At 34.3% G+C, this 26,428-nt stretch carries 23 protein-coding genes; 12 read left to right on the forward strand and 11 right to left on the reverse strand.

Going from position 1 to position 26,428, the window contains the following annotated elements; translation table 11 throughout:
• Positions 1 to 3: 3 nt before the first annotated feature.
• From ACWGOQ_RS01450 to ACWGOQ_RS01465, 4 genes are all read right to left on the reverse strand, one after another.
• Complete coding sequence (locus ACWGOQ_RS01450; protein ID WP_452056772.1) at positions 4 to 1,170, reverse strand: efflux RND transporter periplasmic adaptor subunit; 1,167 nt, start codon at positions 1,168 to 1,170, stop codon at positions 4 to 6.
• 8 nt (positions 1,171 to 1,178) lie between these two features.
• Positions 1,179 to 2,543, reverse strand: a complete 1,365-nt coding sequence (locus ACWGOQ_RS01455; RefSeq protein ID WP_452056773.1) for a TolC family protein — start codon at positions 2,541 to 2,543, stop codon at positions 1,179 to 1,181.
• Between the two features lie 3 nt (positions 2,544 to 2,546).
• Positions 2,547 to 3,146 carry a TetR/AcrR family transcriptional regulator gene (locus ACWGOQ_RS01460; RefSeq protein ID WP_452056774.1) on the reverse strand — a complete coding sequence of 200 codons (600 nt, stop codon included), beginning with the start codon at positions 3,144 to 3,146 and terminating at the stop codon, positions 2,547 to 2,549.
• A 219-nt stretch (positions 3,147 to 3,365) separates the two neighbouring features.
• Positions 3,366 to 4,271 carry a hypothetical protein gene (locus ACWGOQ_RS01465; RefSeq protein WP_452056775.1) on the reverse strand — a complete coding sequence of 302 codons (906 nt, stop codon included), beginning with the start codon at positions 4,269 to 4,271 and terminating at the stop codon, positions 3,366 to 3,368.
• A gap of 174 nt (positions 4,272 to 4,445) precedes the next feature.
• Between ACWGOQ_RS01465 and ACWGOQ_RS01470 the strand changes: the two genes are divergently transcribed.
• Genes ACWGOQ_RS01470 through ACWGOQ_RS01480 form a run of 3 tightly spaced genes read left to right on the forward strand, consistent with a single transcriptional unit; the run spans position 4,446 to position 6,410 of the window.
• Entirely contained in the window at positions 4,446 to 5,420 is a 975-nt protein-coding gene (locus tag ACWGOQ_RS01470) for a polyprenyl synthetase family protein (RefSeq protein WP_452056776.1), read from the forward strand.
• Positions 5,413 to 5,769 carry a hypothetical protein gene (locus tag ACWGOQ_RS01475; protein WP_452056777.1) on the forward strand — a complete coding sequence of 119 codons (357 nt, stop codon included), beginning with the start codon at positions 5,413 to 5,415 and terminating at the stop codon, positions 5,767 to 5,769. Before ACWGOQ_RS01470 ends, ACWGOQ_RS01475 begins: the two co-directional genes overlap by 8 nt.
• 14 nt (positions 5,770 to 5,783) lie before the next feature.
• Positions 5,784 to 6,410, forward strand: coding sequence for a hypothetical protein (locus ACWGOQ_RS01480; protein ID WP_452056778.1), 627 nt, complete (start codon positions 5,784 to 5,786; stop codon positions 6,408 to 6,410).
• Between the two features lie 14 nt (positions 6,411 to 6,424).
• Here the strand turns inward: ACWGOQ_RS01480 and ACWGOQ_RS01485 are convergent, their stop codons facing one another.
• Together ACWGOQ_RS01485 and ACWGOQ_RS01490 are read right to left on the reverse strand one after the other, a co-directional pair.
• Positions 6,425 to 6,796 carry a hypothetical protein gene (locus tag ACWGOQ_RS01485; RefSeq protein ID WP_452056779.1) on the reverse strand — a complete coding sequence of 124 codons (372 nt, stop codon included), beginning with the start codon at positions 6,794 to 6,796 and terminating at the stop codon, positions 6,425 to 6,427.
• A gap of 141 nt (positions 6,797 to 6,937) precedes the next feature.
• Positions 6,938 to 7,459, reverse strand: a complete 522-nt coding sequence (locus ACWGOQ_RS01490) for an alpha-ketoglutarate decarboxylase (RefSeq protein WP_452056780.1) — start codon at positions 7,457 to 7,459, stop codon at positions 6,938 to 6,940.
• A gap of 114 nt (positions 7,460 to 7,573) precedes the next feature.
• On the opposite strand from ACWGOQ_RS01490, the gene ACWGOQ_RS01495 reads away from it, so the two are divergent.
• The 3 genes from ACWGOQ_RS01495 (at position 7,574) to lpxD (ending at position 12,976) form a co-directional block, all read left to right on the forward strand.
• The gene (locus tag ACWGOQ_RS01495; RefSeq protein ID WP_452056781.1) at positions 7,574 to 10,360 is read left to right on the forward strand and encodes a 2-oxoglutarate dehydrogenase E1 component; all 2,787 of its coding nucleotides are present in this window, start codon (positions 7,574 to 7,576) and stop codon (positions 10,358 to 10,360) included.
• 65 nt (positions 10,361 to 10,425) lie between these two features.
• On the forward strand, positions 10,426 to 11,715 hold the full coding sequence (odhB, locus tag ACWGOQ_RS01500; protein ID WP_452056782.1) for a 2-oxoglutarate dehydrogenase complex dihydrolipoyllysine-residue succinyltransferase: 1,290 nt from the start codon (positions 10,426 to 10,428) through the stop codon (positions 11,713 to 11,715).
• Between the two features lie 271 nt (positions 11,716 to 11,986).
• The gene (gene lpxD / locus ACWGOQ_RS01505; protein WP_452056783.1) at positions 11,987 to 12,976 is read left to right on the forward strand and encodes a UDP-3-O-(3-hydroxymyristoyl)glucosamine N-acyltransferase; all 990 of its coding nucleotides are present in this window, start codon (positions 11,987 to 11,989) and stop codon (positions 12,974 to 12,976) included.
• Between the two features lie 233 nt (positions 12,977 to 13,209).
• On the opposite strand, the gene ACWGOQ_RS01510 is transcribed toward lpxD, so the two are convergent.
• On the reverse strand, positions 13,210 to 15,720 hold the full coding sequence (locus ACWGOQ_RS01510) for a glycoside hydrolase family 9 protein (RefSeq protein ID WP_452056784.1): 2,511 nt from the start codon (positions 15,718 to 15,720) through the stop codon (positions 13,210 to 13,212).
• A gap of 504 nt (positions 15,721 to 16,224) precedes the next feature.
• On the opposite strand from ACWGOQ_RS01510, the gene ACWGOQ_RS01515 reads away from it, so the two are divergent.
• Positions 16,225 to 16,404 (forward strand): hypothetical protein, encoded by a 180-nt coding sequence (locus ACWGOQ_RS01515; protein ID WP_452056785.1) that lies wholly within the window; start codon positions 16,225 to 16,227, stop codon positions 16,402 to 16,404.
• A gap of 5 nt (positions 16,405 to 16,409) precedes the next feature.
• Here the strand turns inward: ACWGOQ_RS01515 and ACWGOQ_RS01520 are convergent, their stop codons facing one another.
• The 4 genes from ACWGOQ_RS01520 to ACWGOQ_RS01535 form a co-directional block, all read right to left on the reverse strand.
• Complete coding sequence (locus tag ACWGOQ_RS01520; protein ID WP_452056786.1) at positions 16,410 to 16,568, reverse strand: hypothetical protein; 159 nt, start codon at positions 16,566 to 16,568, stop codon at positions 16,410 to 16,412.
• Positions 16,569 to 16,866: 298 nt separating this feature from the next.
• Positions 16,867 to 17,088, reverse strand: a complete 222-nt coding sequence (locus ACWGOQ_RS01525) for a hypothetical protein (protein ID WP_452056787.1) — start codon at positions 17,086 to 17,088, stop codon at positions 16,867 to 16,869.
• 200 nt (positions 17,089 to 17,288) lie between these two features.
• Complete coding sequence (locus tag ACWGOQ_RS01530; RefSeq protein ID WP_452056788.1) at positions 17,289 to 18,233, reverse strand: GYDIA family GHMP kinase; 945 nt, start codon at positions 18,231 to 18,233, stop codon at positions 17,289 to 17,291.
• Positions 18,234 to 18,244: 11 nt separating this feature from the next.
• Positions 18,245 to 19,561 carry a hydroxymethylglutaryl-CoA reductase, degradative gene (locus tag ACWGOQ_RS01535; protein WP_452056789.1) on the reverse strand — a complete coding sequence of 439 codons (1,317 nt, stop codon included), beginning with the start codon at positions 19,559 to 19,561 and terminating at the stop codon, positions 18,245 to 18,247.
• A gap of 248 nt (positions 19,562 to 19,809) precedes the next feature.
• Here ACWGOQ_RS01535 and ACWGOQ_RS01540 point away from each other — a divergent pair, with 248 nt between their 5' ends.
• The 5 genes from ACWGOQ_RS01540 (at position 19,810) to ACWGOQ_RS01560 (ending at position 26,426) form a co-directional block, all read left to right on the forward strand.
• Entirely contained in the window at positions 19,810 to 21,981 is a 2,172-nt protein-coding gene (locus ACWGOQ_RS01540) for a S9 family peptidase (protein WP_452056790.1), read from the forward strand.
• A gap of 42 nt (positions 21,982 to 22,023) precedes the next feature.
• On the forward strand, positions 22,024 to 23,613 hold the full coding sequence (locus ACWGOQ_RS01545; RefSeq protein ID WP_452056791.1) for a peptide MFS transporter: 1,590 nt from the start codon (positions 22,024 to 22,026) through the stop codon (positions 23,611 to 23,613).
• 102 nt (positions 23,614 to 23,715) lie between these two features.
• Complete coding sequence (locus tag ACWGOQ_RS01550; protein WP_452056792.1) at positions 23,716 to 24,255, forward strand: thioredoxin family protein; 540 nt, start codon at positions 23,716 to 23,718, stop codon at positions 24,253 to 24,255.
• A gap of 302 nt (positions 24,256 to 24,557) precedes the next feature.
• Entirely contained in the window at positions 24,558 to 24,896 is a 339-nt protein-coding gene (locus tag ACWGOQ_RS01555) for a hypothetical protein (protein WP_452056793.1), read from the forward strand.
• 252 nt (positions 24,897 to 25,148) lie between these two features.
• A complete protein-coding gene (locus tag ACWGOQ_RS01560; protein ID WP_452056794.1) occupies positions 25,149 to 26,426 on the forward strand; it encodes a serine hydrolase domain-containing protein in 1,278 nt (425 codons plus the stop codon).
• The last annotated feature ends 2 nt before the right edge of the window (positions 26,427 to 26,428 follow it).

A 26,428-nucleotide genomic window follows, 5' to 3' on the forward strand; every position in this document is an offset into this window, starting at 1 on the left:
AATTTAGTTTATGATTTCTACTTTCTGACCATCTTTTACACTTCTGGCTCCTTCGCTTATGATGTTATCACCATTAGTGATTCCTTCAAGAATTTCAATATAATCACCCTGGGTTTTACCTGTTTTTACAATGACCCTTTTAGCGTTTGCAATGTTTTTAGCATCTTTACTGTTGGCTATGTAGGTGTATTGATCTCCATCAGCATTTTCTGAGATAATACTCTGTGGAATTAAAATCGCTTTTTCGCTGGTGTAATCATTAATTCTTACTTTGGCGGTAAGGTTGGGTTTGATCAGTCCGTTTTTGTTAGGTATTGCTACTTCTGCGGTAAACGAACGGTTATTAGGATTTATGTAATTGCCTACCTGACGAATTTTTGTGTCGACGGTTTCACCTAATACTGGAAAGTATACTTTAGCTTCTTTACCCTTTACAATACTCGAAAGATAACTTTCAGGAATCTCTGTTTCTATATACATATCATCTAGGTTAACAATACGTATCAATGCAGTTTGTCCAGGAGCCACTACGCTTCCTTGTTCAGCTATAATATCATCAACAATTCCAGAAAATGGTGCACTTACCGTAGCTTTTGCCAATTGGCTCTTCATTTGTGCAACCCCACTTTTTGTTGACTCATAATTTGTTTTAGCTTGTAGGTATTGAATTTCAGAACCTATTTTCTGTTCCCATAATTTTTTCTGACGCTCAAAAGTAGTTTTTGCCAGTTCTGCCTGTACTTCCATTTGTGCTACTTGTTGACTAAGACCACCATCATCAATTCTGGCCAACACTTGTCCTTTAGAAACCCGCTGCCCTTCTTTTACTAAAACCCGTACCAGTGTACCAGAGGTTTCTGGGTATAACACAATATTCTTTTTAGTTTCTACGCTTCCTTGTAGTTCGAGATAATGGGTAAATACAGTATCCTTAGCAGTAATTGTTGTAACTAATGGAAGTTTTTTAATTGTATCCAACGAAGCAATGGCTTCATCTAATTGTTTTAGTTTATCGTTAATCGCTTGTTGTTCTGCAACAATCTCACTTCTTTTGGCTCTGATTGCTGTTAAGTCACCTTTCTCAATGACTTTTTCTATGGATTTTCCGCCTTCTTGCCCACAAGAAACGATAAGAAGGAAAGCAGATAATATGATAAGTATCTTTTTCATGGGTATGTTTAGTTATTTGGTGTATTAAGAATTGACTCTAGTTTGGCTTTGTTATTTATAATAGTAAGCATCGCTTGAAGGACTTCTTGTTGCGCACTGTATAATTGTAATTGTGCTTGCCGTAATTCAAAACTCGATGCTAATCCTTCAGTATATTTAATTTGATTTTTATTTTCTATCCTTTCTGCCAGTGCAAGATTTTGCTTGGAGGTCTGGTACGTTTCCAAAGAAAGTTGGTAATCACTGAGTGTGGAATTATATTGAAGTTGAATTTGTTGTTGCGCTTCTATAAAAGAAGTATTTGCTTGTTCAAAGGCAATTCTTGCTCTTTGCGTTTTTGCGCTTCTTCCCAGAGAACTAAAAATAGGTATGTTAAGACTAAATCCTAATACCGAAGATTGATACCATCGGGTTTCACTTTCGAAGAAAACAAAGTCATTATCAAAAGCAGTTGTACCATAATTTACGAATGCGGATAACTTTGGCAGTGCTTTACTTTTTTCTAGTTTTAACTCTAACCGTCTTTGCTCAGTCAATAAATAACCTAATCTATAGTCAATATTATTTTCGATCATAAAGGGTTTTAATCCTACAGTTTGATCCACGTTTTTAAGCGTTAAGCTATCCAAGGTGTCGGCTAGGATTGTATTAGAATCTACATCGACTCCTATAGTAAGGTTAAACATTTGTAATGCAATTTTGGCTAGCCTTTCTGCATTACTTAATTGATTGGAAATTTGTAGTAATGTAATTTGTAATTGCTCTACATCTTCTTCTTCGGCAAGACCATTTTCGAAAATTTTCTTTCTTTCTTCATAGTTTTGTTCCAGAGTAGTTTTGTTTTTTTGAAGAATTTTTACAAGGTCTTCAGAGACTAAAACACTTCCATAAGAATTGATAACACTTTCGCGTACACTAAGCTGTGTTTTTTCTTCAGAATCATTACTGTATTGCAAAAAACTTTTGGCAGCTTCTAACCCTACAAGATAGGAGCCGTCAAACAAAAGCTGGGATAATGTAGCAGTTGCTGAAGCTTGTTGCTGAGGTGTAAAAAACTCCTGAAACTGACCTTCAATAGGCTGTCCTGTGGATTGATCGATTTCCGGAAATAAAATAGGTTGTTGTTTTAACTGGTTTTGATAGTCAATTGCTGCGTTAATTTGTGGTAAACCAGTTGCTGTGGTTTCCCATTTTTGTTTTAAGGCTTTAGCTACATCACGCCTAGCGTTAATAGACTGATAACTGTTCTCTAGTGCAAATTCAATAGCTTCATCTAATGTAAATGTATATTGAGAGGAAACAGGTGTTTCCTGCGCAACAACAACTACCGAGAATAAACTAAAGAAGCATAAAGACCAAAGGTGGTTTCTCATAATTTATTGTTCTTTTATTAGCTTGTTTAAAATTTCTAATCCTTTTTCAGTGGCAATACCCCGTATATGATATTCTAAGTAGTCAGTCATCAATTTTGATACTGGAAACAATTGTCTTGGAAAAATTTCCTGATCTTTTATTCCTGACATTCCCATAAAATATAGGCGTGAGATGATCTTAACATCAATATTTTTTCTAAAAACACCTTTTTTGATACCTCTTTCCAGATTCTCAATAACACATTCCTGCATGGTTTCGTATTGTCGTACTTTAAGACTGTTATGTATTTTAGGGTAGTATTTCTGAAGTTGATACTGCGGGGATGTTTTTTCATCCTTCAAACGATACATCACAAAAGCTTTGATGGCGTATAATTCTTCTATAGGTTCTTTTTTTTCTTCCAAAATTGCATCAATACCATCGCTAATTGTACAAAACAAATGTTCTGTAGTAGCTTCTACCAGTTTTGTTTTATTCTGAAAATGTGCATAGATTGTTTTTTTAGAAATTCCCATCTCTGAAGCAAGATCATCCATCGTTACACTTTTGAAACCAAAGTTCAAAAACATATCATTTGCTTTTTCAATTATTTTTTCCTTCATCTAAGGGGGGATTTAATGATGCGCAAATATAGAACAGGAAACTTTAAAAACATTAAAAGTTTCCTAAGTTTCACAATTTTTTAACAATGACCTAACAAAAACTATCAGTTGGTCGGATATGTAATTAGTACTACAAGGTTTTTTATATAACGAAAAAAGGTTACCCAATTTGGACAACCTTTTTTACTAATTATAGTGCGCTGATTACAATAAGAGACATTAGTTGTATAATTTTTTCCGGAATCTGGTATATGCTCTAAAAGAGTTGTTCGAAGTATTTTGATTGCGTTTTACTCTTAATCTGCTACCGGTTCTAATTTCAGGACTAAAAGGGAGCCAAGGGTTTTGCTGGGTTATGGTTACAGTCCAGTAACTAGAATACCATATACCACTGTCGAGTTGAACTTCTTTTCTTAATTGCCAAGAGCCTTTATGTCGATAAAATTTTACCGAGGTACTTCCGCAGATTACGTTAGTCCATGTAAAAGCTTCATTTAATTTACGCCAATTCCCACCAAAAGTAGAATTTCTTGTATGACTTGTCCAAATTCCGGAATCACAAAATTCGATATAATCCGGATTCGAACTTAGCGGGACTAAACACCTTTGATTTCTGAAAGTGCTTTCACTCTCGTTATAGCATGCACTACTTTTCTGTTTGATTTGCTCAAAATTAGGATCTGAAATATAGATGGCTGTTTTAGCATTTTCAATAGTTCTGCCAGATGCTTTTACTGCTTCTAAACCGCCTAATTTAGCTAATGTTTCTGGAATCGAAATATTGTCGTCCGTGATCGCTACAAATGTTTCAAATGGATTTCTTCCTTCAATATCTCGCATCCAATCTATATCAGTTAGTTTTTCATAATCATATACTTTTCCTTTTAAAAATATATCATAGTCATTCTTATTTTCGTTTTCAATTTCAATAAATGTGTACTCCATTCCATCATTCTGAATTGTTGCGATAATGCTTGCTTTAGGCTGGTTCTCAACAAAGTTCTCTGGTGCTTCAACTGTAGTTTGATCAAAATCGATTGCCTCATTTGTTTCTTCGAGTTCACAAGAATAAAAAACAAGGATAAGCAACGGGATCATTAAGGTTTTAAGTTTGATTTTTTTCATGATTTAAAAATTGTTATTGTTAATGTTTAGAGCAAAACTAGCTTTAAGGTTTTTTTTGAAGTCCGAAAACTTTTAAATTCAAAGAAATAGGACTTATTTTTTTGTTTATTGATAACGCATCAAAATGAATAGTTTTTTAATATTTATTTTACCTTAGCACAAAAAAAATTGAAAGTGCATACGATTTCGGATTATCAGGGGTATTTTTTAGACTATTTATCAAAAAAAACCATACAAAAAGAGCCAAAGAATCTTTATACACCTATTGCGTATATTCTGAATCTTGGAGGAAAAAGGTTAAGACCGACATTGGTGTTGATGACTTCTGAAATTTTTGGTAGTTCTTACAAAAAAGCACTGGATGCTGCTTTGGCTATTGAAGTGTTTCATAACTTTTCGCTAATTCATGATGATATTATGGATGATGCTCCTCTACGTAGAGGTAAAGAAACGGTTCATGAAAAATGGGACGTTAATACAGGTATCCTTTCTGGAGATGCTATGTTGATTAATGCATATCAACTTTTTGAAAATTATGATGGCGAAACGTTTAGGCAATTGGCTAAATTGTTTACAAAAACCGCCATAGAGGTTTGCGAAGGGCAACAATACGATATTGATTTTGAAACCAGGGATGATGTAACCATTCCTGAATATTTAAAAATGATTGAATATAAAACTGCGGTTTTGGTCGCTGCTGCTATGCAGATGGGTGCTATTATTGCAGATGCTTCAGAAACTTGCAGATCGGCAATTTATAATTTTGGAAGATTGTTGGGATTGGCGTTTCAATTACAAGATGATTATTTAGATGCCTTTGGTGATCCTGCTAATTTTGGGAAACAAGTAGGAGGAGATATTATCGAAAACAAGAAAACCTTTTTGTACTTAATGGCAATAGAACATGCAGATATCAGTGTAAGAAAGCAGTTAGAAGGCTTGTTTTCTTTGAACCCTGAAAACCCCTCAGAAAAAATCAAAACAGTAAAAACTATTTTTGAAGCGACTGGTGCCAGAGAGAAAACAAGACAGGAAATAGAACAATATACCAGAAAAGCCTTTAAGGTTTTGGATGATTTATCAATTTCGGAAGATAAAAAGAAAGTTTTACAAACTTTTGGAGAACAATTAATGAATAGAGATGTCTAATAATTCGCATATTGTATCTATTGATCAATTGATGAAGCAGCTTGTGGAATCTCAATTATATCCTCAATTAATTTTGCAGCTTCAAAAAGATATTAATCGGGCTGGGATTGATTATAAGGTATTCGAAAATCGCACTCCCCAAAAACTCTTCTTAGAAATAGAAGCATTACTTTTAGAAAAGTTGAATAACACATTTAACGATTTCTTGAATTTGCTATATGCAGTTGATGTGTCTGAAAATGCTATTAAAAATTGCCAATCAGATGAAAGTATGGTAATTGCAAAATATGCTACATTTCTGATTTTAAAAAGAGAATGGCAAAAAGTATGCTTTAGAAATACATTATAACGTACAGATAACTTATGAAAATATTTACCAATGTTCTGTTTTTGTTTGTTTTGACCCTTGGTTTTGGTCAAGATGTTTATGATGATACCAACAGCTCATACGAATCCTTGATGAAGAGAATTAAGGATAAGGATACGTTGATTAAAAAGAGAACAAAATATTATAAATGCGGAGAAGATTTGTCTGGTAGAATCGAGTTTTATTATCTAAATAAGAAATTATTATTAATGACTCATATTTACAAACAGGGCTTTGGCAATGCCACATCTTTAGAAAATTACTATTTAGAAAATGATACGTTAAGGATAAAATCTTCAATTTCTGAAGAAATGTTTATGAATACCTTGTATAAAGAAAGCAGTCAGGGCGTTTCATCAACAAGCCTAGAGAAAGTTGTAGAAGTATCAGAACAACGAATGTTTTTTAAAAATGAACATAACAAAATGTGCTTCGAAAGAAGACACGGCAAAAAATTATCAGACTGGGATCAAGATTATTTTAATTCCCTTTCCTTTGAAAAAGGGAACTGCGTAGAAGATGTTGAAGATATACGTTTTAAATATAAATTGCTACGAAAAGCGGAAAAGAAACTAGAAAGTTATTCGAACCGAAAACCTAACTGCATTTTTCATATGTGGTAAGTAAATGTAATTTACTAAAAATCAGAAACTTGAGTGTTTGATTTTTTATTGTTCTTTACTATTTTAACAGATTTAAATGTAAGATCGGTAGATCCAACAAAAGTTTTACCATTTCTTACATTCATAAATTTCCAGTGATAGCCCGAATTTGTTTGTGTAATAGGAGATATAGCAATAGAAGATATAGAAATACCAAGGTGTTTTTCTATAATGGTATTAATTCTCCTTTGTATTTTTGGGTCATTTACTTCACCTAATCCTTTTTTTTCCTTTTTGGTATAATAAGGATTGTTATTGGGATCAAATTTTGTGGTTACCGTATTTTTTTTACTGGAACATGACGCGATGGCTATCCCAATTGATAGCAAAAGTATATACTTTTTCATTGTATTTTGGGGTTTTAATAATAAAATGATCGATAAAAATAAAAAAAATTAAATAAAGCCATAGGTATTCCTTTGTATATTAGATAACTGGTAGTTTCTTATGGATTAAAAACGCATTTTGGAGGTTTATAGTATGGTTTTTTAGAAAAAAACCCTCACAAAAGGGGCGTATGCACTGGCATAAATACTTTTATAATCATCATATAAAACATCATAACGTAGACCAATACTGACGAATCCAATTCGATAACCAGCTCCTATAAATAGTGCTGGGTACCAATAATTATCGTTTATATTTTGTCCTTCGATCTCAAAACTTCTGCTTACTCCCATTTGTTCGAACTCTGTGGATAGTTGTAATGCAGGTAGTGGATTGTATAAAGTTATAATGCTGGCGCCATAGTTAGTAGCGGTAAAATTTCTGGAATCAGTATATCCAAAATTAAGACCAAACCCAAAACTGAATTGATTGTTAAAGTCATATATCGCCGATGGTGCCAAAACACCGTTAAAGGTGTCATTAGTAAATCCAATCCCAATGTTTCCTCCAATCCTAACATGTGACCAGAAACTATCATCTTGAGCATATCCCTGCTGAAGATAAAGTAAAAGCGAGAAAGCTAAGATCGGAAATTTGATTTTGTGAAGAAGAAACACTTTCATTGTTAAATTTATAAAAAAATGTTACAATAAATATATGTAATTCGGTACTTAATATACTGTAATTATTGTATTTTTGTTATGTTTTATAATAAAAAGACGGTTGAATACTTACATATGGATAAATATTCATTTTTGAATGCGGCTAATACCGCATTTTTTGCAGATTTATATGATCAATATTTGCAAAACCCAGATAGTGTAGAACCTAGTTGGAGAGCATTTTTTCAAGGATTTGATTTTGGATTAGAAAGTGCAGATGACACGGGAGAAGCGATTTACATAGAAAAAGAATCAGAGAACACCACGATTGCAGTTCCCGAGAATTTTAAGAAGGAGTTTCAGGTAGTACGTCTCATAGATGCTTACAGAACACGTGGGCATTTATTTACCAAAACAAACCCGGTACGGGAACGAAGAAAGTATCATCCTTCTCTAGCATTAGAAAACTTTGGATTAAGTCAGAGTGATCTCAATACTGTATTTAATGCTGGTGAGATTATCGCTTTGGGGCCAGATACCTTAAACAATATCATTGTACATCTGGAACAGATATATTGTGACGCTATAGGTATTGAGTATATGTATATCCGTAATCCCGAAGAAAGAGAATGGATACAGGAGCGAATAAATTTCAATACAAATAGGACCAAGTTTTCTGAGGAGCAGAAACAGCATATTCTTAAAAAGCTGAATCAAGCAGTTTCTTTTGAGAGCTTTTTACATACCAAATATGTCGGACAGAAACGTTTTTCTCTAGAGGGAGGAGAATCATTAATACCTGCGTTAGATGCATTGGTAGAGAAAGCTGCTGATATGGGAGTTAAAGAGTTCGTAATGGGTATGGCGCATCGTGGACGTCTCAGCACATTGACTAACATTTTCGGGAAAAGTCCTAAAGATATTTTTAGTGAGTTTGATGGGAAAGATTATGAAGAAGCTGTATTTGACGGAGATGTGAAATATCATTTAGGTTGGACCTCCAAACGAAAAACAGATTCTGGTAAAGCAATCAATATGAATATCGCTCCTAATCCTTCTCATCTAGAAACTGTTGGTGCTGTAGTAGAGGGGATTACCAGAGCAAAACAAGATAAATATTACAAAGAAAATATATCACAGGTTTTACCAATTGTCGTTCACGGTGATGCAGCTATCGCTGGTCAGGGAATAGTATATGAAATTGTACAGATGGCACAGTTAGATGGGTTTAAAACAGGAGGAACAATCCACATTGTTGTAAATAACCAAATAGGATTTACTACCAACTATCTAGACGCACGTTCCTCTACCTATTGTACTGATGTTGGTAAAGTAACGTTATCTCCTGTGTTACATGTGAATGCGGATGATGCAGAAGCAGTGGTACACGCAACAAATTTTGCATTGGATTTTAGAATGAATTTTGGACGAGATGTATTTATCGATTTATTGGGATACAGAAAGTACGGTCATAACGAAGGTGATGAGCCACGTTTTACACAGCCAAAGTTATACAAGGCCATTTCAAAGCATAAAAATCCAAGAGATATTTATGCAGAAAAATTAATTGCTGAAGGGATTATTAATAAAGATCACGTAGCTGAACTTGAAAAAGAATATAAAGCGTCTCTTGAAGAAGAATTAGAAGATTCTCGTAAACAAGAAAAAACGGTTATAACTCCGTTTATGCAAGACGAATGGGCCGGATTTACTAGAGTTCAGGAGGATGAAATGATGACAGCCGTCGATACGACATTTCCTAAAGATAGTCTTACTGAAATTGCTGAGGTGATTACAAAATTGCCTTCAGATAAGAAGTTTCTTCGTAAGATAGAACGATTGATTGATCAAAGACATAAAATGTACTTCGAAAAGGATCAGTTAGATTGGGCTATGGGAGAATTACTTGCCTATGGATCCTTGCTAAAAGAAGGGTATGATGTTCGAATGAGCGGTCAGGATGTAGAAAGAGGGACGTTCTCTCACAGGCACGCTGTTGTAAAGGTTGAAGATAGTGAAGAAGAAGTATTGTTACTCAATAATCTAGAAGGAGATCAAGGAGATTTTTATATTTATAATTCTTTACTTTCTGAGTATGGAGTGGTAGGATTTGATTACGGATACGCCATGGCTAGTCCCGACACGTTGACTATCTGGGAAGCACAGTTTGGAGATTTTAGTAATGGTGCTCAGATTATGATCGACCAGTACATTTCTTCTGCAGAAGATAAATGGAAACTACAGAACGGATTGGTGCTATTGTTACCTCATGGATATGAAGGTCAGGGAGCAGAGCACTCTTCTGCTAGAATGGAACGTTACCTTCAATTATGTGCAAAAGATAATATGTTTGTGGCAGATGTAACAACACCAGCCAATATGTTTCATTTGCTAAGAAGGCAATTGAAAGCTGGCTATCGCAAACCCTTAATTATTTTTACACCAAAGAGTTTATTACGTCATCCTAAAGTGGTTTCTACAGTAGAAGAATTTGCAAAGGGTAGTTTCCAAACAGTCATTGATGATCAAGATGCCAAGGCAAAAGAAACAAAAACATTGGTATTTTGCACCGGTAAATTTTATTATGACCTGTTGGAAGAAAAAGAAAAATTAGAAAGAAAAGATGTTGCTTTGGTAAGAATAGAGCAATTATTTCCACTTCCGTCAAAAGAAATGGATACACTGATTAAAAAGTATAAGGCGACCGATGTCGTTTGGGCGCAAGAAGAACCTCGTAATATGGGAGCATTGAGCCATGTTTTGATGCACTATGATGAGGCAAGTTCATTTAGATTTGCCAGCAGAAGACCTTATGGTGCGCCTGCAGCAGGTAGTGCCACAAGGTCTAAGAGAAGACATCAGGAAGTGATTGATTATGTTTTTGATAAGACAAAAGATAATCAGAGAAGAAAAAAGAAATAATAAGGTAAAATAACGACAAATAGAAATATTTTCGCGAAAGCGATATAAAGTATAAACTTAGAATTATGGCTTTAGAAATGAAAGTCCCTTCTCCGGGAGAATCCATTACAGAAGTAGAAATAGCTCAATGGCTTGTAGAAGATGGTGATTATGTCACTAAAGATCAAGCAATTGCGGAAGTAGATAGTGATAAGGCAACATTAGAACTTCCTGCAGAAGCTAGCGGGATCATAACGCTGAAAGCGGAAGAAGGCGATGCTGTAGCAGTTGGCCAGGTGGTGTGCTTAATTGATACAGAAGCAGAAGCTCCTGACGGGAATGCAGATAACGAAGGAGATGAAGGTGGTCCAGGTAATGCAGCTATGGATCTAGACGAACAACGTGATAAATCTGAAGATACAATAAAGAGTCCTAAAGCTGAAGCATTGACTCAAGCTCCATCTAAGCCCACAACTCCAGCACAAAAACAAGATACATATGCGACAGGAACAGCCTCTCCAGCTGCAAAAAAAGTGTTGGCAGAAAAAGGAATAGACGCCTCTGATGTTAAAGGAACTGGACGTGACGGTCGAATTACAAAAGCAGATGCTATTGATGCTAAACCATCTATGGGAACTCCAGGACCAGGAAGCAGAGGGGAGTCACGTAAAAAACTATCCATGTTGCGTCGTAAGGTTGCCGAACGATTAGTTTCTGTAAAAAACGAAACAGCGATGTTAACCACTTTTAATGAAGTGGATATGCAGCCGATTTTTGACCTAAGAAAGAAGTATAAAGAAACATTTAAAAGTAAACACGGAGTAAGCCTTGGATTTATGTCCTTTTTTACCTTAGCCTGCGTAAGAGCATTAAAAATGTATCCTGCTGTAAATTCAATGATCGATGGTAAAGAGATGATTTCTTACGATTTTCAAGATATCAGTATTGCAGTTTCCGGACCCAAAGGATTAATGGTTCCTGTGATTAGAAATGCCGAAAACCTTAGTTTTAGAGGTGTTGAATCTGAGGTTAAAAGATTAGCGATCAGAGCTCGTGAAGGACAAATAACGGTCGATGAAATGACTGGCGGAACTTTTACTATTACAAATGGAGGGGTTTTTGGCAGTATGTTATCAACTCCGATTATAAATCCTCCACAGAGTGCAATTTTGGGAATGCATAATATTGTAGAAAGACCAATCGTAAGAGACGGACAAATTGTAGTAGCTCCGATTATGTATGTAGCCTTATCTTATGATCATAGGATTATTGATGGGAAGGAATCTGTTGGGTTTTTAGTAGCTGTTAAAGAAGCATTAGAAAACCCAGAAGAATTATTAATGGATAACAATATAAACAAGGCACTAGAAATGTAATTATAGTGTTATCTTATATTTTACGAAGACCTCAGTTCCTTTAGGAGTTGAGGTTTTTTTATTTAAAGTAGCTCTAATACTCTATATAACAGGTTATGTTTTATAGAAAAATGAAAGCAAAGATGATATATTTTGATTTTTGATATTGGATTTGTTAAAAAAATGCTAAATTGTGTTTTTTTATTATTTTAATATTCCTTTTTTTGAAAACGACTTTGTGAATTTATAGAATGATACATCAAAGAATTAAATAACCCATTAATAAAACATAATGATATCATTTACAATAGAGGAAATCAATACTATTTTACAAGGAAAGTTAATAGGAAGTGCAAAGCAAAGAATAACAGGATTAGATCAATTAAAGAATGCAAAAAATGATCAGATTACCTTTGTAAGAAGTAAAAAATATGCACGTTTATGGGGTGCATCTAAAGCTTGTATTGCTGTTGTGAATGAAACCTTGGATATCGAACCTGGTCTGGATCGAGCATTTATTATGGTGAAGAATGCAGATGTAGCAATGTCTAAATTATTAGAAATGTTTCGCTTGAATGATCCGATTTTTGATGTTGATATTCACCCAACAGCAGTGATCGATAAATCCGTTATTATAGGAGCTGGATGTAAAATAGGTGCAGGTTGTTATGTAGGTAAAGGCGTTGTTTTGGGAGATGGTGTTGTACTTTACCCTAATGTAACTGTTTTTGATGATTCTGTTATAGGTGATAATACCATTATTTGGTCTGGTACAGTAATTAGAGAACGTTCTGAAATTGGGAATGATTGTATTTTTCATAATAACGTCAGTATCGGTTCCGATGGTTTTGGATATCTTCCTAGTGAAGACGGTCGTGGACTTATAAAAATACCGCATATTGGTAATGTTGTCATAGGTAATGGGGTTGAAATTGGAGCTAATTCTTGTGTAGATCGCGCAAAGTTTAGTTCTACTATATTAGGGGATGGTTGTAAAATTGATAATTTAGTACAAATTGGTCACAATTGTGTATTAGGTCGTTTCTGTGTCATGGCAGGGAGTAGCGGTCTGGCAGGCTCTGTTACGTTAGGAGATGGAGTCGTTATTGGTGGAAGTGCTTCGATAAAAGATCATACTACAATTCATTCTGGAGCTATAGTAGGTGCAGGATCAGGTGTGATGAATGATGTTCCTGCAGGGAAAACTGTTTTAGGCTACCCTGCCTGTGATTCTAGAGATATGCTCAAGCAATGGGTTACATTACGCAAGCTCTCAAAATAATAATCTGGTTTTAAAATATAGAAGGCTCAGAACAAATATGTTTTGAGCCTTTTGTTTAGAATTTGGTCAGTATTGGTACTTATGAACAGTGATTACACTAACAGAGATTTAGCAAAAGGGCGGCACAATTTTCCTTCTTTTAAATCTAATTTTGTCAGGAGATAACTGTTAATAATTCCCCGATTAATAAAACTGTTCTAGTTCTTTAGAGTTTCTTAGTTAACTCAGGTTTTTTACTGCTTAGCAATTTTGGTTATTTTACTTTGACCGTTGGTAGTGATCTTTAACAGGTAAAATCCAATAGTAAGATTACTAATATCTACACTAGAGGATGTGCTTATTTCTTTAGTTAAGATCCTTTTACCTTGAAGTGAATAAATTTCAATAGTAGAAGCTGAAGAAACTGTTGGAAGTTTTATATTCAATATGTTACTAGTAGGATTGGGGTAAACTTTTATGGCGTTTACGTTTTGGTTAAGTTCATCGATTGATAAGGTAACCGCTTCTTTTTGATAGAAATCTAACGCGTGCATCGCATAGACCAAAGGGGCGTTCCAATTAATGGTAATCTCGTTTGTAGAATAAGAACACCAGTGATCGACATATTTTGAAGCTGGTAGATTTGAAGGAAAACTAACACCAGAACCAGAACAATCACCCGTATCTGGATTGTTTTCATTTTGTGGTCCACCTACAATCATTCCTGGTATGGGGGCAGAAATACCATCTGCATCGGATATTCTATGATGGGGTTCAAATACCTGTCTATCTCCAAACCCGGTTACATAAGAATACCCAGTTCCGTTTCTACCAAAGATATAATCCATAGCAGTGTATGCTGCCTCTAAATAAGATTCATCGTCGGTAAGCTCATATGCTCTTATAAGTAATATCAATTGATTGCCTACACTTCCGTTGCTTCCCCATACAAAATCATTGGAAGACATTGTAATCTTCATTGGGGAGGAATTTACACGATTTTTTAATTCATCTGCTGTACCTAATAATGTATTGTTAGCCGTAGTTACATTGATAGAACTTGATAAACTGGTCGTATAGTTTGCTATGGATATTAGCGCTAAAGGATCACTGTAGGGCCAGCCTGGAGTTCCGCCTCCAATGGAATTCACATCGATATCATCTCTATAAGTATTTTCATCGGTTGTAATAAATAATTCAACTGCTGCCCATTGAAACTCATCAGTCACATTATTATCTCCATACACACCTGTTGCTATATCCGAAGGTTGTTGATAATATACCGTAGGATTTGCTTTTGCCCATGAATACGCATCTTTAGCGGCTTGCTCTAACTGAGTACTAAATCCTGGTCTGACATTTTCATAATCAGAAAATATTCTGGAAGCCACCGCAGTAACTGCCGCAAAATTCAAAGCAGCCGCTGTTGATTTTTGTACTACATATCGATCTAAATTATATGCGGCTGGCATAATTCTACCAGAGAAATTTTTAGCAGTCAATTTATGATAAACCCCACCATCGTTAGGGTCTTGCATATCAAGCATCCAGTCTAAGTTCCATAAAACTTCATCTAAAATATCTGGAAGATCTCCACCTTGTTCTGGAATATCATACTGTAAGTTTTCCCACTCGCTTTTATAATGTTCAAAAGCAGCTAATAGGGTATATGTACTAATTCCACTGTTTACTATATACTTATTATAATCACCGGCATCATACCAGCCTTTCGATGCAGAGATGATTGTTCCCGTAGGTCTTTCGGATGTCGCCGCAGACGAATGAACTAGAACCACATCATCAGGAGTTCCTGCCTGCCTTGCATACACGCCTGCGTGTGCCGCTTCTAAAGAAGTAGAAGAACGATTATAATAGTAATATTTAAAGGCTTCTTCCCTAAGCTCAGCATACCCGTCTGAGCTTATATTAAAAGTAATTTCTTCTGAGTCAATTTGAAAACGATAAGAACCTGCAGTATCTAACGACGAAATATCTATGTTAGCAATATGTTCTCCAGAATCACTCCATAGAGAAGAGGTACCTGTGGTTCCTGATAGTACAATAGTATCAGAATCATCCAGAATTGCATAAGCTTGATTACTAAAACTACCTTGAGCAGCAACACTAATCGTTTTATTTCTACCTATCAGATACGCTACCTGATTATAACGAACATCGAATTCAGAGGGTGGCGGAGGTGTTTCCAAAGGTTCTCCAAAAGAAATCCAGTCGATTTCAATGTTCCCAGAGTACCCTCCTTGGGCAGCATTCATAAAAAATTGGATAAATGCTATTTTAGCAGGGTCTACAGGACAGGGAGCAGTAGCTTGTGTGCAATCAGAACCTCCATAACCTCCGTCTTGTAAATTAGAAGAATAATCAAGTTCGTAAATAGTAGCCTCATTATCTATCCTCAGAGATTGTGGACTTAAATTAGTTACAAACCCATCTTCATCTTGAATGTCGATTCTCAAACCAGGATTTGAAGTACCTTTTACTTTGATAAAGAGTTTGATTTGGCTTGATATATCTACAGAAATATCAGAACCATTATTGTGTAATGTATAAGTAAAAGGGCTAAACGCTCCTGCAGTGCCATTGGCTTCGATTAGTAAATTGTTGTTTGATAAGGAAGCTGTGTAAGCAGAAGTTGATTCCGCTGTAAGTATGCCTTCATCAAAGTTGTCACTATAGAGAATTTGGCTTTTAGCCAAAGGAACTATAAACAATAATAAGACAGTAGTAAATAGAATTCTTCTTTTCATGGGGCCAATATTTTTAAATTTCGAGAGTAGTTTTTACGTTTTTAACGTGCAATATTTAATATACTTTAAAAGTGAAAATTAAGCCGCTATTGAATTAACTACTATACAAAATTTAAAAAATCACGAAAAGTGTATGATTAATTTTAAGTAAATAGTTTTCTTTAACTTGTTTTCTTCTTTTTTTAGAGTACGAATGCTTTAAATTTTCAGCTTTATTTTATTAACATAATTAAAAATATCTATATCAAACGAGGTGATAAACCTACATAAGAATTATAGTATAGTGTTCATACCAATATCTTAACATAGCCTATACAGTGTATTGTCATTTTGTTTTATTACTCATTTGGTAAAAAATAAATAGTTAATAATCAGTATTTTAAATGCAAATTTAATTAATATCAAAATAAATTTAACTTTTCCTGAAAGAAATGTTTAATATAGATTTTTTATATACTTCAAGTGTTGGGAATGAAATTATAAAAGGCTCACAAACGATATGTTTTGAACCTTTCTATTGAGATTAAAAGTTTACTTAAGAATTGTAACGGATTTCCTGGCGGCATTGTGTCCTACAAAACCATATCCGTTTGGGTTCTTGCAGAAGCGGTTACTTTAAATGTATACGCACATAGAACAGATGGTATCCAAACTCTCGATGTAGGAGTGATGATGTTCTTTTGACCTAATTAAGAAATACCTAATGATGTACTGTGTGTTTTAGAATCAAATAATGCACTTTTAATATCTGCCCACAATGCTCTTAGACTATAATCTTTTAGGTTGCCCTCATAATCAATTGCTTTATAGTCAAATGTAATGCTGCCAAAAGCATGATTAGGATTCACGATTTCACAGGCTTTACTATTAGTACCATTATTTTTTATATTATTAAGGTTAACTTCGGGAATGTTGTTATTAATATATAGTGTAAGTGTTTGTGCTGGCGCAGAAACTTTTATATTGCTATATGTATAAAACTCATTTTGAACTGATGAAATCCGGTTTTAGGTTGGTAGCATCGAATAGTAGTAAAAAATCGTCTATTAAATAATCGGATTCTGAATATGGCATATAATAGAAATCATGAGCATCTATAGTATAGGATCTTAAAATATAATCAGAACCGTTTCAAACATAGATTGTCTAGGCGCTCGCAATAGGATTAAAGGTGCCACTTTTACCTTCTCGATGCAGTACTTTATATTTTCTTACTGAAGTATCATATAAAGATTGAATCTGAATTCTATTACCAATGATATTGAGTTTAACTCCAAAAGGGGCATTTTGATCAGGTATGTAGTAGCTTGCTGCAGTATTGGCTTTTCTATTGGTATTGCTAGTTGATTTTCGAATGCGCCAGACCAATAATCGTCTGATAAAGAATCAGATAAGTCAATAGGCTTAAACGCCCACGTTGAATTAATAAAATACACAATTTTTTAGATTTTAAGATTAATACTTGTGAAGTATTAACATAGGAGGGTAATCTTCTATTAGTATGCAATAAGAGGTTAGGGTAAACCTGAAAATCTTTTAAAAGATAAAAAAAGTTTCTGAAGCTGGTTTTATAGGACCATTTCATTATAAGGAATGATTGTATGATAACCTTTAGTTCTAAAATATTCCATATCAGCCATAGTACCTGTTGCTAAAACAAAATCACCACCCCAGCCACCAAGACTTTTTATACTTCCAGCATAATCAGGAAATAGTTTCGATTTTACAGTTGGTGTTTTAATAATTCTAGAAATTACTTCTTCATGATGATTGATGAGATCACAGAATTCTGATAATGCAGCACAGTTTAATACAGCTTCGGTTATTTGACCTATTATTTTTGAAGCATTATCAAAATCTTTCAGAGGCAATGATTGATATCGTTTAATAGATTGTTTGCTGTCTTGTTTTTGATTTAAATAGATAAAAAATAGCTGATCCTTAAAAATAGGATTGAAATGTGCTTCTTTGACAATAGGTCTTTCTTCTTTTCTGGTGTACAGTATAGGGGTTTTGTGTTGAGCACTCGCTATATCGTAACCACTTCCTCCAAAACTCTTTGTAAGTAATACAAAAGCATCTACTCCAGCCCATTGAGCTATGTTATTGATAAGAGTAGAAGAGGAGCCTAATCCCCATTCTCTGTCAAATTCTAATTTGGTTTCGATAGTGTATCCCATTTTGGAAGAAAGAAATTTTGGGTTTAACTCTTGTGCAACTTTCAATATTTCCAGAAGTGTTTCAGTAATCCCCAATCCTTCTTCGTCCGTTAAGATAGATGTTTTAGATATATCGTCACCTTCAAAAGTGTCTAAAGGGAGTTTAATTTCAGTTTCAAACCAACATTGGCCATCGTGATCTAAGCTTTTCCAGATAAGGGTATCTAAATTATTTTCTTCAACAGATAACCATTGCCCTTTTTTTGTTGGCAAGGCAAGTGCCTTGATACCATCAAGTACAAGATATTCTGAAGTAAGAAGAAGTTTACCGTGGCTGTAAAATGATTTTTTCATTAATTAATTAATTAACGTCTCAGTTTTTCAATTTGTTGTACAACATCACTATGTGTAACGGTATTGGTTTTAAAATATTCAACAAGTTGATCCTTTTCTTCATTGGTCGCCCGAAATTGATTGAGGATGTTCATTAAATGCATTTTCATATGTCCTTGCTGTATTCCTGTAGTAATTAGCGAGTTGATTGCCCCAAAGTTTTGAGCAAGACCTGCTACCGCTGTAATTTCCATAAGTTTTTTTGCATTTGGATTCCCTAAAAGGTGTAAAGCTAATTTCACCAAAGGATGAAGCGAAGTCAAGCCTCCTACAGTTCCAAGAGCTAACGGTATTTGGATGGAGAAATAAAAAACATTATTTTCAATTTTGGCATCGGTAAGACTGGTATATGATCCATCCTTAGAAGCATATGCGTGTGCACCAGCTTCGATCGCTCTAAAGTCATTTCCGGTTGCCAGTACAACAGCATCAATACCATTCATAATACCTTTGTTATGTGTAACAGCTCGAAAAGGTTCTATTTTTGCGATCTGAACAGCGCGTACAAACTTTTCGGCATATCGGAGAGCAGAAAGTTTTCCAATCTCCGGCAAATCATTAACAGAACACGAAACAGAGGCCTTAACGAGACAGTTAGGAACATAGTTAGAGAGAATACTCATAATGATTTCTATGTGTTGTTCTGTTTCGGTAAACTCATCATGCTCAAGAGCAGCTTTGGTTAAAAAACCTGCAAATTGTTCTAAACAAGAATTGATAAAATTCGCTCCCATAGCATCTGCAGTGCCAAAAGTACAATGAAGCTGGTAGTAATTTTCAATTTCCGAAGATTTATCCCGCAACGCTATGTCAATAATACCACCACCACGCTTTTCCATGTTTTTAGTAATATGTGATGCTGAAGCGATGAGTTGGGTTTTGATACCTCTAAAAAATGATTTTAATTTTTCTATATCTCCATTAAACGTAAAATGTACTTGCCCGACTTTCACGGTGGATAAAACTTCAGCTTTAAACCCTCCTCTTTTTTGCCAGAACTTTGCAGCCTTACTGGCGGCAGCAACCACAGAACTTTCTTCTATAGCCATTGGTATGGTGTACCTTTCATCATTAATAAGAAAATTGGGAGCCACAGAGAACGGAAGATAATAGTTAGAGATGGTGTTTTCTGTAAACTCATCGTGCAACTGCTGAAGCTTCTGATCAGAGTTCCAATATGTCTTAAGGAGATCAACCGTATTTTGATCATTATTAAAGTGATGTTTAACTAACCATTTTATTTTATCAGATTTAGAAAGCTTAGAAAAGCCAGAAACAACTGGAGTCATATAATTTTTTTACTATCAAGGTTCAAATATACTATTCTGTTTGGTACTGACCGATGTTTGATAATTCTTTCAAACACTTTTTGTGTTTTTAGGAGAAAATTATGGAATCATTTCTTAATATTTCATTGATGATATGCTAATAAATATTGCTTTCTCATATTGCTTTTTATTGTATTTAACTTCAATTGTTGTATTTTTCACGGATTTTTTAGTATTCTTGGCGTTAACAAATTTTATAAAAGTAAAATATGAGATTTACCAGATTGTTTTTTGGAATTACATTATTTATAAGCTTTCTGAGTGTAGCTCAGGACAAAGCTTTTACTCTTGAAGAAATATGGGGAGGAGCATTTAGGACAGAAAGATTACAATCGTTGCATTCTATGAATAATGGCACACAATATTCTGTTTTAGAAAGAGATAATACTTCTGGAGAAACATCGATAGAGGTATATGATTATGCAACTGGGGAAAAGGCAAAAACATTGATCAATTCATCTTTTATAGATGACCTGAAGTTTTTTCAGGGATACGAATTCAGTAAAGATGAAAAAAGAATATTACTTGCTAGCGAAATAGAACAAATTTATCGCCGTTCTTCGAGAGGGGTTTATCATATATTTGATGTTCCCTCTAATAGCAGTTTTAAAATTAGTGATCAGAAAATACAATCACCAGCATTGTCTCCAGACGGGAATAAATTGGCATACGTATTTGATAACAATATTTACGTATTGAACTTTGTTACCGGAGAAGAAATTCAACTTACAGATGATGGAAAGAAAAATGAGATTATTAACGGTATTACGGATTGGGTGTATGAAGAAGAATTTGCTTTTGTGAGAGCCTTTGATTGGAGTGCAGATAGTAACAAAGTAGCTTTTATACGATTTGATGAAAAAGAAGTTCCAGAGTTTTCCATGGATGTGTATGGAATTGAACTATATCAAAAACAAGATGTGTTTAAATATCCTAAAGCCGGAGAAAAAAATGCAGAAGTATCATTGCATATAGCAGACCTGTCGAGTATGTCCTTAGATAAGATTAAACTTGGTGAGTATAAGGACTTCTATATTCCAAGAATAAAATGGTCAGCTAATCCAGATATTTTGAGTGTTCAAGTGCTAAACAGACATCAAAATAATCTGGATTTAATTTTTGTGGATGCCAAAACAAAAACACCAAAAGTTGTCCTCAATGAAAAAGACGAAGCTTATATTGATATTACAAATAATCTTACTTTTTTAGAGGATAATAGTTTTATTTGGACTAGTGAAAAAGACGGATTTAACCATATTTATCATTATAAAGAAACGGGAGAGTTGATCAATCAGGTGACTACAGGTTCCTGGGAAGTAACCAATTATTATGGATATGACCCTAAAAGCAAAACTATATTCTATCAAAGTGTAGAAAACAAAAATATCAATAGGGATATTTATTCTATCGGGTTGGATGGGAAAAACAAAAAGAGGTTAAGCACTAAAGAAGGTACAAATGATGCAGATTTTAGTTCAGATTTTAGCCAATACATTAATTATTTTTCTAATGTAACAACACCTTATGAGTTTACGTTAAATAGTGCTGCGACTGGAGAGGTTATTAGAGAGATTAAGAACAATCAGGCACTAAAGGATAAACTGGCACAATATAATGTAAGTTCAAAGGAGTTTTCTACTATTGAGATCAATGGTGAGACCTTAAATATGTGGACAATCAAGCCAAAAGATTTTGACCCTGCTAAAAAGTATCCATTGCTTATGTATCAGTATTCAGGTCCCGGATCTCAATCTGTAAGTAATTCCTGGAACAGCAGCAATGACTATTGGTATATGATGTTAGCACAGCAAGGATATATCGTTGTTTGTGTGGATGGGAGAGGTACTGGTTTTAAAGGAGCAAAATTTAAGAAGGTTACTCAAAATGACTTAGGAAATCTTGAAGTTCAAGATCAGATTGCCGCTGCAAAACAGTTGGGGGCATTAGCCTATATCGATGCTTCTAGAATCGGAATTTGGGGATGGAGTTATGGAGGATTTATGTCCAGTAATTGTCTGTTTAAGGCTCCGGATACCTTTAAAATGGGGATTGCAGTGGCTCCAGTAACAAGTTGGAGGTTCTATGATACTATTTATACAGAACGTTATTTAATGACTCCACAGGAAAATGCAAAAGGATATGATGACAACTCTCCGATCAATTTTGTGGATGGATTAAAAGGAGAATTTTTATTGGTACACGGTAGTGCAGATGATAATGTACATGTACAGAATACTATGAGACTGATTGAAGCGCTTGTACAGAAAAATAAACAATTTGATTGGGCAATCTATCCTGATAAAAATCACGGAATTTATGGCGGTAACACCCGATTACATTTATATGGTAAAATGACTGATTTTATTAAAGAAAACTTATAAAAACTAAACAACTTATAAATTTTACTAACTTAATAATTGAATATGGAATTTAAATTTGGAGGTTCAGAAATAAACCAACGAACCGTTTTAGGACATCCTTCAGGGCTTTTTGTTCTTTTCTTTACCGAGATGTGGGAACGTTTTTCGTACTATGGAATGCGAGCTTTATTGGTTCTGTTTCTTGTAGCATCTATTATAGATGGAGGCTGGGGATGGGAGCGAGATGAGGCTTTATTACTTTACGGATGGTATACTGGATTGGTATATATTACTCCAATTTTAGGTGGCTTGATAGCTGATAAAATAATGGGCTATAGAAATGCGGTGGTGTTAGGTGCACTATTAATGACCCTAGGCCATGCGTCAATGGCTTTTGAAGTTACTGCAGATTTTTTCTTTTTTATAGGGTTAGGATTACTAATTATAGGAAATGGTCTTTTTAAGCCAAATATTTCCTCTATGGTCGGTCAGTTGTATAAAACACAAGGAAAAGAAAAAGATGCAGGTTATACGATATTTTACATGGGAATTAATGCTGGAGCTTTTTTAGGAATTCTCCTTTGTGGATATATTGGAGAGAAAGTAGGATGGCACTATGGTTTTGGACTAGCTGGGATATTTATGTTCTTTGGAATGCTTCAATTTTATTTCGCTCAAAAAATCTTTGCTAATATTGGACTTTCACCAAAGAAAATGGAAGACCTTGATGAGGTCATAGAAGATTCAATTGAAGATGCACAAGATACAATTGAAGATGTGATTGATGAATCTAAAAAGTCAAAAGTTACAAGAGATCGATTAATTGTGATTGGGGTTTTCTCATTCTTTGTAATATTTTTCTGGTGGGCTTTTGAACAGGCTGGGGGATCTATGACCATTTTTGCTTCAGATTATACAGATAGAGTTCTTGAGGGCAATGGGGCGATGATATTTAAGATATCTAATACCTTATTAACAGTGGTTCCTATGCTAATAATTACTTGGGTTTTAATAATGTTATTTAAACAAACATTTGGAAAATACTCTTTGTCGAATATTTTGTTAGGTACTAGTTTTGTGATTATATGGGGAATTGTTATCTGGATGTTGCAACGAGAGTTCGCTGATGATAAAGCAGAAGTAGCCGCCTCTTGGTTTGGTATTTTGAATTCATTTTTTATTATTGCTTTTGCACCACTTTTTTCTAAAATATGGCAAAGTAAATTCAATCCAACTGGACCAGTTAAGTTCGCGATAGGACTTATTTTGCTTGGATTAGGTTTTGGAATATTAGCATTCGGCTCTATGGGAATCCCATTAGGAGCTAAAACGGCATCGGTTAGTATGATTTTTCTAATATTAGCATATTTGTTCCATACATTAGGAGAGCTTTGTATATCTCCAGTTGGTTTGTCCTATGTTAGTAAGTTAGCTCCAGTCAAATTTGTCGGATTAATGTTTGGTATTTGGTTTGTAGCTAATTTTATAGCGAATTTAACTGCCGGAGTAACAGGTAGCTTTATAGATCCTATAGTAGAAAAATATGGAATGAGTGTTTTCTTCTTAATGTTTACTATAATTCCGGCATTAGCAGGAGTGGTCATGTTGATTCTTAATAAAACTTTATTGAGAATGATGCACGGAATTCGCTAATACTAAAAACACTACTTCATCCGTTTACCCAAAAACGAATGAAGTTTTTTAATAAGGAACAGTTTTTGTTTCGACTAATATATAAATACAAATTTTAAACAGATGAAAAACCTACTTTTTCTAATTGGATTGGTATTCGTGCTGTCTACCCAAGCTCAAGAAATCAAATGGATGTCGATGAATGAGGCACTGGAAGCACAGAAGAAAACACCTAAGAAGATTTTTATGGATGTGTATACCAAATGGTGTGGTCCTTGTAAATTATTGGATAAAAAAACATTTCATAATAAAGATGTTGTGGCGTATGTAAACGCTAATTACTACGCGGTTAAGTTTAATGGAGAAGGAACCGAAGAAGTTCGTTATAACAATTTTACTTACACCAATCCTAACTACAATCCGGATAAAAAAGGAAGGAATAGCCAACATTTTTTTGCGAATGCTTTAAAAATTAGCGGATATCCCAGTATAGTTTTCTTCGACGAAAAAGGTAATTTAATTGCTCCGGTAGTAGGGTATAAAACACCGCAGCAATTGGAGATTTATTTGAAAATGATTCATACTAATGACTACAAAGAACTAACTAGTGCAGAGGCTTGGCAACAATATGAACAATCATTTGTAAGTACGTTTAATAACTAAATAAGATATTTCGAATACATCATAGAAGTAATCCCTTTTATCAATTTGGTAAAAGGGATTTTTTATAAGATATAATATGAAGTGTCTTATCAGCGGTGGAAATTCCATAAAACAAATGTGGAATAAAAGCATTTGGAATATTTCCATATTTCGTATCTTTGTTTTGGAAAAATTCCAAATAGCAGCGCTTTGTTAAACTTCTTGAAAGAATCTTAAAAAGATAAATTTGGGCAGTGTTTTGCTCTCAATGGAGTATAACAAGGCAATAGGCAAAATGGCAATACCTAAGAAGAATATACCTTATGAGTGGTATTAAGTATGAAATACAGAATAGAAAGCTTAGATCCTATAAGCATACATTCGATTATAACTTTTGTAAACAAAAGTATGAAGAGTATGCACTGATGGATTTAAATGAGTTTAGAAAATGCTTAAAAAACCCTGAAAAAATTGGAGAGATCGGCCATTTATGTAGTTTTATTCTTTGGGTCAAGAATAAAGATCACGATGCATATCGGGATTGCCTAGGAGATTATGGATTAATTCATTTATTATTTCATTGTGTGGAGAGCAAACATAATGCTGATATCCACGCAGAATATATTCACTTACTTTTTAAAGAAGATATTAGATTAGCATAAATGATCCTAAAGAATCCCTAAAAATAGCAACAAAAGAAAGTTTTTTCTTACTATTTGGCTATTAGAAAAACGGTTTTAGAGGTAAAAAACGTTAAATTTCATAAAAAATCGCATTTCAGCGATGATATTTGCACATAATCGTTATATTTGGTTAAAATTAAAATAATTGATAAACCAAATCGTTACATAAAAGTATGTAAAACCCTCCCAAAGTTTTATAGTTTTAAATATTTTATCTGAGCTTAACCTATTATGAAAAAACGCCTTATCCTTGCCCCTTCAATGTTGTTATTAATTGCGTTGCTTTTCCCACTTATTTCTGCAAATAAAATTAAATCCTTCAATTCTGTTGAGCCATTAGCTAAAGTACAGACTAACGCGGATTTTTTTAAGAATCCAATTTCGGATATGCAAAAAGAACTATTGGTAGAAGCAATCGAATCTTACTTCGATAAAGCGGTAAAGCAGCATAAAATAGTAGGAGCAGGAGTTAGTGTTGTAAAATGTGACTCTGTTATTTATTTAGGAGGTTTTGGAAAAAGAAATGCTTCGTTGAATGACACCATAAATGAAGAAACTATTTTTAGAATAGGATCGGTTTCTAAAGGTTTTGCGGGTGTGCTGTCCGGAATGTATGTAGAAGAAGGATTGCTTAACTGGGAAGATAAGGTAAATGAATATGTTCCCACGTTCCAATTGGCAAGTAAAAAATGGACGGATAGTGTTACGCTTTCCCATATATTATCACATTCATCAGGACTGCCTTATCATAGTTTTACGAATCTGGTAGAAGATGGGATAGATTTAAATACCATTGCAGGCCAGTTTAAAAGTATTTCCACTATAGACAGACCAGGTAGGATATATAGCTATCAGAATGCGGTATTTGCACTTAGTGGTAAAATGATCGAAAAAGTGACTGGAAAAACATATAATGAAGTAATTGCTGAAAAGATTTTTGAACCTCTTAACATGACTACAGCTTCTACCGATTACAACTCTTTAAAAACATCTGCTAATGTGGCGATGCCCCATAGAAAATATGGAAGACGTTGGAGGTCTCTAAAGATTAATCAAAAATATTATAATGCAATACCAGCTGGAGGAGTAAATGCTAGTGTAACTGATATGGCAAAGTGGATGCGATTTCTGTTAGGTCATAATCCTAATGTGATGAGCTCAGATGGTTTGAAAAATGTTTTTGATCCAGTAATTAATCTTCCAGGTAAAAGTAAGTATTACCAGAGATGGAACGGACACCAAAAATCTCATTATGCACACGGATGGCGTATTCATGATTTCAAGAACTCGGCTACCGGAGAAACAAATAGAATGATTCATCACGGAGGTCACGTTAATAGTTACCGAAGCGAAATTGCTATATTCCCACAGGAAGATCTCGGGATTACCATATTATTTAATAGCCCTACGAGATTGGCAAGAACAGTTATTCCTGATATTTATAAAATTGTAAAAGAAGTAATGGAAATGCCTGAAGAAGAGTTGCTTGCAGAGGTGTCTGATTTTTAGGA

The organism is Aquimarina ulvae (genome assembly GCF_053613295.3).